We start from the raw sequence: 2,050 nt of genomic DNA, 5'->3' as shown, positions 1-2,050 counted from the left end.
GAATCATCCTTAACGCATTGATTTAACAACCTTTGATACGCTCTCCCTTTTGCCAGGGAAGAGCCTATGTCTGCCAAGAGGATTGCAATGCGTAAAATTCGTGAAGTGCTGCGACTGCGGCTGGAAGCTGACCTCTCTGTTCGCCAGATAAGTTGCTGCACCAAGGTCAGCGTTGGCTCCATCCAGAAACTCCTCAAAAGTGCCCAGACGCTCGGCCTGACCTGGCCTTTACCTATCGAGCTTGATGATGGCCAACTGGCGGCCCTGTTCTATCCGCAGGCCGATACCACCATCTCGGCCCGCCATGTTGTACCGGATTGGCCCTCTGTCCATCAGGAGCTCAAGCGCAAGGGGGTCTCCAAACAGCTGCTCTGGGAGGAGTACACCCAGCGCTATCCCAATAGCTGTTACAGCTACTCCCAGTTCTGTGACCGTTACAAGTCCTGGTGTCAGTTGCAAAAGCGCTCCATGCGCCAGATCCACAAGGCGGGGGAAAAGCTCTTTATCGACTACTGCGGGCCCACGGTGCCCATCGTGTCGCCGACTACGGGTGAGGTCCGTCAGGCACAAGTCTTTGTCGCCGTGCTCGGTGCGTCCAACTACACCTTTGCCGAGGCCACCTGGTCCCAGTCACTGCCGGACTGGCTGCAAAGCCATGTCCGTGCCTTTGAGTTTTTCGGCGGGACACCGGTACTGCTGATCCCCGACAACCTCAAGAGCGGTGTCAGCAAGGCTTGCCGATACGATCCCGAGCTCAACCCCAGCTACCAGCAGTTGGCCGAGCACTATCAGGTGGCGGTGATGCCAGCTCGCCCTTACAAGCCTAAGGACAAAGCCAAGGCCGAGGTGGGTGTGCAGATCGTCGAGCGCTGGATCCTGGCTCGTCTACGCCATCAGACCTTCTTCTCGCTTGCCGAGCTAAACCAGTGCATCCGGGCTTTGTTGAATGAGCTCAACGAGCGCCCGTTCAAGCAGCTGCCCGGTAACCGACGCGAGGCGTTTGAGCAGTTGGACCGCCCGGCACTGGGGTCACTACCGGTGCATCCCTATCGCTATGTCGCCATCAAAACGGTCAAGGTCAACATCGACTATCACGTCAGCTATGAGCAGCACCATTACTCGGTGCCGCACCAGTATGTGGGTCAGCAACTGGAGCTCCATGCGGGCGATACCCTGCTTCAGGTCTATCACCAGCAACAGCTGGTCGCGAGCCATCCGCGTAAAACCATCCCGGGGATGAGCACACTCCCTGAGCACATGCCGGAACGTCACAGCAAGCAGCAACGCTGGACGCCAGGGCGTCTTAAGCAGTGGGCTGCCGACATCGGGCCGGGCACCTTGTGCTGGGTTAGCGAACGGCTGGCAGAGAAAGCCCATGCCGAGCAGGCATACCGACTCTGCCTGGGACTGCTGAGTCTTGGCCGGGAGTATCCGCCATCACGAGTCGAAGCCTGTTGCCAGCTGGCCAACCGGGAAGGACTGGTGCAGCTCAAGCAGCTCAAGTCGGTGCTGACCAGTGGCCGCGACCAACTGCCCGCAAGTCCGCTCAGTTATCCAGAACTGCCGCAAGAGCACGAGAACATCCGCGGCCCCCAGAGCTTCCACTAAAGAGGATACGTCCCATGACCCAACAAACGCTGACCCGCTTGAGACACCTGAAACTGACTGGCATGGCGGATGCCGTGCAACAACAACTGGAACAGGCAAGTACCTACGAAGGGCTGCCCTTCATCGAGCGGCTAAGCCTGCTGGTCGAACACGAACAACTGAGCCGGGAGCAGCGTAAACAAGCTCGGCTGGTCAAGCAGGCGAGGCTCAAACTCCAGGCCACGGTGCAAGAGGTGGACTACCAGTCTGCACGCAACCTGGAGCGGTCACAGGTGGCAAACCTGGCCCAAGGAGATTGGCTGCGCCGGGGCCAGAACCTGCTCATTACCGGCCCCTGTGGCTGCGGAAAAACCTACCTAGCCTGTGCGCTGGGCTACCAAGCCTGTCAGCAGGGGCACAGCACTCGTTACTACCGGCTGCCGCGTCTGCTACTTGAGCTGAG

General features: G+C 59.1%; 1 protein-coding gene and 1 pseudogene. Both read left to right on the top strand.

The features are described from left to right. Window positions 1-66 precede the first annotated feature (66 nt). Window positions 67-1,608, top strand: a complete 1,542-nt coding sequence (istA, locus tag MUW49_RS21795) for an IS21-like element ISAs29 family transposase (RefSeq protein WP_244813254.1) — start codon at window positions 67-69, stop codon at window positions 1,606-1,608. 14 nt (window positions 1,609-1,622) lie between these two features. Continuing rightward, a pseudogene (gene istB / locus MUW49_RS21790) lies at window positions 1,623-2,050 on the top strand (IS21-like element ISAs29 family helper ATPase IstB); the annotation flags it as partial.

The organism is Aeromonas sp. LsrichE-8G, from assembly GCF_022869435.1.
Taxonomy (GTDB): domain Bacteria; phylum Pseudomonadota; class Gammaproteobacteria; order Enterobacterales; family Aeromonadaceae; genus Aeromonas; species Aeromonas caviae.
This window is presented reverse-complemented; position numbering and strand designations above follow the sequence as displayed.